This window comes from Terriglobales bacterium, assembly GCA_035764005.1.
Taxonomy (GTDB): domain Bacteria; phylum Acidobacteriota; class Terriglobia; order Terriglobales; family Acidobacteriaceae; genus Gp1-AA112.
The window spans coordinates 1-5,903 of the sequence record DASTZZ010000120.1 but is presented as its reverse complement, the minus strand read 5'-3'; the positions used below and the strand labels follow the sequence as shown (position 1 = coordinate 5,903).

7 protein-coding genes are annotated in these 5,903 nt (G+C 58.5%); 6 read left to right on the top strand and 1 reads right to left on the bottom strand.

The genetic code is table 11. The features are described 5' to 3' along the window. The first annotated feature begins 192 nt into the window (after positions 1 to 192). The 5 genes from VFU50_20065 to VFU50_20045 all read left to right on the top strand — a co-directional run bounded on the left by VFU50_20065 (position 193) and on the right by VFU50_20045 (position 4,838). Positions 193 to 789: a sigma-70 family RNA polymerase sigma factor gene (locus tag VFU50_20065; protein HEU5235164.1), complete on the top strand. Its 597-nt coding sequence runs from the start codon at positions 193 to 195 to the stop codon at positions 787 to 789. A 33-nt stretch (positions 790 to 822) separates the two neighbouring features. Further along, complete coding sequence (locus tag VFU50_20060) at positions 823 to 1,020, top strand: hypothetical protein (GenBank protein HEU5235163.1); 198 nt, start codon at positions 823 to 825, stop codon at positions 1,018 to 1,020. 218 nt (positions 1,021 to 1,238) lie between these two features. After that, positions 1,239 to 2,183: a HEAT repeat domain-containing protein gene (locus VFU50_20055; GenBank protein ID HEU5235162.1), complete on the top strand. Its 945-nt coding sequence runs from the start codon at positions 1,239 to 1,241 to the stop codon at positions 2,181 to 2,183. Between the two features lie 116 nt (positions 2,184 to 2,299). Then, positions 2,300 to 3,505, top strand: coding sequence for a hypothetical protein (locus VFU50_20050; GenBank protein ID HEU5235161.1), 1,206 nt, complete (start codon positions 2,300 to 2,302; stop codon positions 3,503 to 3,505). Between the two features lie 130 nt (positions 3,506 to 3,635). Further along, on the top strand, positions 3,636 to 4,838 hold the full coding sequence (locus VFU50_20045) for a PDZ domain-containing protein (GenBank protein HEU5235160.1): 1,203 nt from the start codon (positions 3,636 to 3,638) through the stop codon (positions 4,836 to 4,838). 163 nt (positions 4,839 to 5,001) lie between these two features. On the opposite strand, the gene VFU50_20040 is transcribed toward VFU50_20045, so the two are convergent. After that, on the bottom strand, positions 5,002 to 5,394 hold the full coding sequence (locus tag VFU50_20040) for a hypothetical protein (GenBank protein HEU5235159.1): 393 nt from the start codon (positions 5,392 to 5,394) through the stop codon (positions 5,002 to 5,004). Between the two features lie 33 nt (positions 5,395 to 5,427). Between VFU50_20040 and VFU50_20035 the strand changes: the two genes are divergently transcribed. Beyond that, the coding region (locus VFU50_20035) for an N-acetylmuramic acid 6-phosphate etherase (protein HEU5235158.1) at positions 5,428 to 5,903 on the top strand (476 nt) is incomplete at its 3' end.

Below are 5,903 nucleotides of genomic sequence, written 5' to 3'. Positions count from 1 at the left end.
GTAAGTAAAAGATTTAGCCAATCGCGCAGGCCCGATTACACAGGAGTGGAAATGCCAAGTCTAGCCGCAGTGGCGGGCGGCCTGATCGCCCTCGGCTCCGCACCAACTTCCATGCCGACTGCTGGTCAGGCGCGGGGAGTGAAGGCCAGAGAGGACCATATTGCCCGGCCGGTCGCGCCGGCTGGGAGTCCGATGGTGAGCCAGGCACTCAACCGGGTCAACGATGCCGACTTGATTCGCGAGGCGCAGCGAGGTTCTCGCACTGCCTTCGAAGAACTCGTGCGTCAGTACGACCAGGCCGTGCTGCGCCTGGCATTGCATCTCACCGGCTCCGAGGCTGAGGCGCAGGACATTTATCAGGAAGCCTTCCTCAAGGCTTATCGCCATCTCGGCAATTTCCGCTTCGAGTGCTCCTTCTATACCTGGATGTATCGGATCGTAACGAATCTTTGTCTCGACCATCTGCGCAAGAAAAAAACGCGGCGCGAGGATTCGCCAGTGATGGTCGATTCCAGCGGCGAGGAGCACAGCCTGCTCGACATGGTGGCGGACGATCGCTCCGGAGCCAATCCCGAGCGCGACCTGATGCGCCGCGAGCTCGGCGGCAAGATTAACAAAGCTTTAGAGCAACTGACGCCGCGCGAGCGTATGGTCTTCGAGCTGAAGCACTATCAGGGACTCAAGCTGCGGACCATCGGCGAGATGTTGAATACGACCGAAGAGACAGCCAAGAACACGCTGTTCCGGGCCACGCAGAAGCTGCGCGGCACGCTCGCGTCAATGAGGTAAGGATTGGGTTTATAGAAAGCGATGGATACGACAATGACGAATGAAATTCATAATTCTGCGAGCACGGTTTTGACGGCCGATCCCGAAATGGGAAACTTCGGCGCCGCCTCGCGTCGTGCTGTAGCGGAACACTCCGACTACGGCGAAGAAGACTGCGGATGTCGCGCCTACCGGCGCGGACACAGCTTCGAATTTGTGCAGATTTTGAAGGTGTTGGCCGAAGGGCGATAGTTTTTTTGGTCGAAGCAATCAGTATGGACTTTGAAGGCAAAACACAAGATCCTTCGACTCCGGTTTCCCGCGCTGGAGAAAGCGCGCGGGAGCCCTCCTCCGCTCAGGATGACATAGGGATGGAGGGTGTACGTGTGGTGCTTGATTCGAGCGGATCGATGAAGTTTTAGCCGACTGCTGATTGGCGAGTGCCGAATGCTTTTTATGAAAGTGTGGCAATGATGAACTGCGAATGGACACGGGCGAATGCAGCCCTTTACGTCTACGACGAACTGAAGGACGACGAGCGCTACGAGCTCGAGCGGCACGTGGAGCGCTGCTCCGCGTGCAAGAACGAGCTCGATTCGGTGCGCGGATTCCGGCTGGCAATGTCGGCCGCTCCGCTGCCGGAGGTCTCGCCGAACCTGCTTGCCGGATCGCGAATGCGGCTCTCCGAGGCGCTTGAGTCCGAGGAGCCGAGTCGCGGGTGGCATCGCTTCACCTTCGACTTTGCCGGATGGCTGCAGTCGATGAAGTTTGCTCCGGCTCTCACGGCGGCTCTGCTGATGATTGGATTCGCGGCCGGAATATTGACCACCTGGCAAGTCAAGACTCACACCGACTCCGGAACAATTGCCCAAATCGGGAACACTCCTTCCCCTGTAGATTCCGCCTCCATCGCCGGCATTCGCGGCATCACTCAAGATCCAGGCAGCGATCAAGTCAAGATTCAGTACGACAAGGTTTACACCGACCAGGCGCAGGGTTCGATCAACGATCCCAAAATTCAGCAGCTTCTGCTGTTCGCCGCGCGCAATAACATCAATTCGGGGCTGAGGCTCGATTCGGTTGATCTGCTGGCAAAGAACTCCGATGACAGCCGTGTGCGCGAAGCGCTAATGTATGCGCTGCGCTACGACCGCAATCCCGGTGTGCGCCTGAAGGCTCTCGATGGATTGCGCTCGTATGTGAAAGACGACCAGCAGGTTCGCGACGCGGTGCTCGAAGCGCTCCTAAAAGACAATAATCCCGGTGTGCGCACGCAGGCGATCTCGCTGCTGGAGACGGTGAAGAACGACAGCAGCGTGCGTCAGGCGCTGGCCGCGCTGGCACAGCAGGATAAAGATAAGTACATCCAGGGAGAGTCGAAGCGTGTCCTGGCGAACCTCCCGGATTTTGAATAAAAAGCTGGTAGCCGCCAACTTCTAGCTACTAGCCAGAGGCAAACGGCTGTGGCTAGCAGCTAGGAGCTAGCAGCTTAGCAACGCGCATAGAAGAAGAGGAACTTAATACTTTGGCAGTGATTCGCAACCATTTCGCGCTTCCCGCTCTACTACTGGCGCTCGCCGCAGCAGGCGTAGCCCAGACGGATGGCGCAACGAAAATCTACCGCGACGGCAGTTGTTGGGTGCAGGAGACTACCGGCACTCTTCCCGCCTCGCGTTACATCAAGATTCATACCAACGCCGGCGGCGTGAGCGTAACCGGCGCACAGCAATCCAACATTACTTACACCATCCGCAAGCGCGTGAGCGCCTCCTCCGAGGATAGTGCGCGGCGCATGTTCGAGAACCTGCGCGTGATAGCCAACCGCCAGGGAGACGCGGCGTATTTCGGCGGCGAGGGCGGCGACAACTGGCATCGCGGCTCGGTTGAGTTCAACATCACCACGCCGCGCAGCGTCGATGTCATTAAAGCCAAAACTGACGGCGGCAGTCTGCGTTTCACTCACCTGAACGGACGCGTTGACGCCGAATCGGGCGGGGGCAACGTAGATCTCGACGACATCAGTGGCAGCGTGACTGCCAGCACCGGCGGAGGCTCAATTAACGTAGGCGCCGTGAATGCTGATTTGGGAATCCGCACGGGCGGTGGCCGCGTGAACATCGGCACCGTCGGCGGCAAGCTGAACGCCTCGACCGGCGGCGAATCGGTTCGTGTCGATAACGTAAAGCGCGATGCCGTAATAGAAACCGGCGGCGGCAACATCTATGTGCAAAACGTCGGCGGCGATCTGCACGGCTCGACCGGCGGCGGCAACATCGAGATTGGCAACGTCAGCGGCCTGATGGACGTTGAGACCGGCGGCGGCAGCATTCGTCTCACCGGGGGCAGTGCCGGCCCGATTCGCGCGCAGACCGGCAGCGGCAGCATTCATTGCTTCAAGGTCACACGCAGCGTGCGCGCCGAGACCGGCGCGGGTGCTATTACTGCCGAGTTCATGACTATGAACGGCAAGTTTAGCGATTCAGTGCTCGATACCGGCGTTGGTGACATCGTCGTTTATCTTCCGTCTGATTTGAAGGTCAGCGTTCATGCCAGCATCGACGTCGCCACCACTCGCGATGCGATCCGCAGCGAATTGCCCGGCATTCACATCGAGTCGGAGGGCGGCGATTATGGTCCGCGCGAGATGTCGGCAGAAGGCGATCTGAACGGCGGTGGCCCAACATTGAAGCTGCATACATCGACCGGAAAAATTCAATTCATCGCGCTGAAAAGATAGCAGTAGGCAGTAGGCGATAAGCAATAGGCAATAGGCTCCGAATCGGGCAGTAGGCGATAGGGAAGTGAGAAGGTTTTGCCTCAGCCTATTGCTTACTGCCTATCGCCTACTGCCTCTCACGAGGCATTTTATGAAGCACACATACTTAATAACAACGGCTCTGCTCGTTTCCGCAGGAGTTCCAGTTTCCGCGCAGCAGGCGCCGAGAGCCCGACACTTTATCGGAACTCCGGTGATCGTTGATTCTGAATCGAGCGGGCACTCCTATCTTGGAGTTGGAGTGGCAGACCTCAACAGCGATCGGATCCAGGCGCTCAAATTGAAGGACGATCGCGGTGTTGAGATCACGCAGATCGATCAGGACGCCCCCGCAGGAAAAGCGGGTCTGAAACAGAACGACGTCATCGTCGGCTTCAACGGAACTCCAGTCGAGAGTGCAGAGCAATTCAAACGGTTAATGCGCGAGACTCCCCCTGGAAGAACCATTTCCCTTGACATCATGCGCGATGGGCAGCAACAGAGCGTCAAAGTGCAACTTGCCGATCGCAAGAAGTTCGAATCTTCCATGTGGCCGCGTGAGCCGCACGACTTTGCTTTTGCCCCGCCTGCAGTGCCTGCAGTTCCACCCATGCCACCCATGCCGGCGATGCCCGCGTTTCCACGTACGTGGGAGCAGACCATCGTCCGCGCTCGTACCACTTCGGGAGTTACGCTCGAGAGCCTGAGCCCGCAGCTCGGCGACTACTTTGGAGTGAAGGACGGCGAAGGCATGCTGGTGCGCTCGGTGCAGAAGGGCAGCACGGCTGAGAGCGCAGGATTGCGCGCCGGAGACGTGATCGTTCGCGCAGGCGACCAGAAGATTACCGACAGCTCCGATTGGAACGACGCCCTGCGCGGCGCCCGCGGACAAAAGATCTCTGTAGTCATCATGCGTGACAAGAAAGAGCAGACGCTCTCGCTGTCAGTGCCGCCGCGTCGTGGTCCCGACAGCTCTGCTCTGCTGGATGATTCACCAGAAGTAGAGAACGCAATCGAAGCCGCGGCGGGAACGCTGGACAGCATCGGGCCGGAACTTGAAGAGAGCTGGGCGAATGCTGCCAATGCTCTTGCCGATCATCAAGGCGAAATCAACGACGCGATCAATAAAGCGATGAAGGAACTACATCGCGACATGATTCGCAATCGTAAGGACATTAATCGCGACCTTCAGCACTCGATGAAACTCGCGTCAGCGGAAATGAAAGCGCACCGCGGAGACATCGATCGAGCCATGCGTGAAGCGCAGCGCGCGGTCGATCAGATCCACATCGATTGGCCTTCGGATTTGCAGTAGCCTGCGTTCTTGTCATTCCGAGCGGATGCTCACGCGTGCCTTTCGCGTGAGCAGGAGAGAGGAATCTCTACCTGCTCCTAGATATTGGTCACAACATGCATTCGGGGAGTCCGTAGGGATTCCTCCGCCAAAACCAGGCGTTCGGAATGACAAAGGATAGGAGCTACGCTGCCTCGTGCTTCTCCGCCGAAGGCTTCTTGATCGTTCCCTCGTTGGCCTGATTCTCGCCGCGCGCAGGTTCGCCGCGTGAGACGTCCGGCTGAGTTTTTCCCGCTTCGGTACTCGCGAGATTCGTGCTCGGCCCTTCAGTGGCTTCGGTCGGCGCCGAAGGGTTGAGTTCGCCGAAGCGGTTCTCAGGCGTGTGGCTCTGCAGACGCGTCTTTCCCGTTCCAGAACTGCCTGGTCCAGCCCCATACTTCTCTGTGCCTTTGCTGTCTCTGCTGCGCTCTTGTGATTCCCGTTGCTGATCTGCCATGATGTGCTCCCCCGTGCTGGTTTTGTAGTTGGATGGCACACCAGAGGGCGCTGTGGCCTCAGCAGTGCTGCGAACAAACATTGGCAGACTTCCCGTAAACTCTTGAAAGACCAAATGGCAAGCTCGACTACTGAAATCCTTTCTTCTCTTGCGACCGAACAGCAGAATCTCGCTTCCCAGGCGCTGGATACGAAATCGGCACTGGAAATCGCAACGATCATCAACAACGAAGATGCCAAGGTCGCGGGCACGGTGCGCAAGGCGCTGCCGCAAATCGCGCTCGCCATCGATGCCGTCACTGACGCGCTCGCGCGTGGCGGACGGCTGATCTATGTAGGCACTGGAACGAGCGGCCGCGTTGCCGCGCTCGATGCCTCTGAATGTCCTCCGACCTTTAGCACCGATCCGAAGCTGGTGCAGTTCGTAATTGCCGGAGGCGAGAGAGCTCTGGCGCACGCGACAGAGGCAAGCGAGGACTCCGTCAGACTCGGCGAGAAAGACATCGCGAAGCTCAGGCCAGGCAAGAAGGATGTGGTGATCGGGATAGCCGCCAGCGGACGCACTCCTTACACCATCGCCGCAGTCGAATA

Excerpts from the sequence above, each read along its gene's own strand:
- VFU50_20060 (HEU5235163.1), top strand. The coding sequence starts at position 823 with ATGACGAATGAAATTCATAATTCTGCGAGCACGGTTTTGACGGCCGAT.
- VFU50_20040 (HEU5235159.1), bottom strand. The coding sequence starts at position 5,394 with ATGTTTGTTCGCAGCACTGCTGAGGCCACAGCGCCCTCTGGTGTGCCA.
- VFU50_20055 (HEU5235162.1), top strand. The coding sequence starts at position 1,239 with ATGATGAACTGCGAATGGACACGGGCGAATGCAGCCCTTTACGTCTAC.
- VFU50_20065 (HEU5235164.1), top strand. The coding sequence starts at position 193 with ATGGTGAGCCAGGCACTCAACCGGGTCAACGATGCCGACTTGATTCGC.
- VFU50_20045 (HEU5235160.1), top strand. The coding sequence starts at position 3,636 with ATGAAGCACACATACTTAATAACAACGGCTCTGCTCGTTTCCGCAGGA.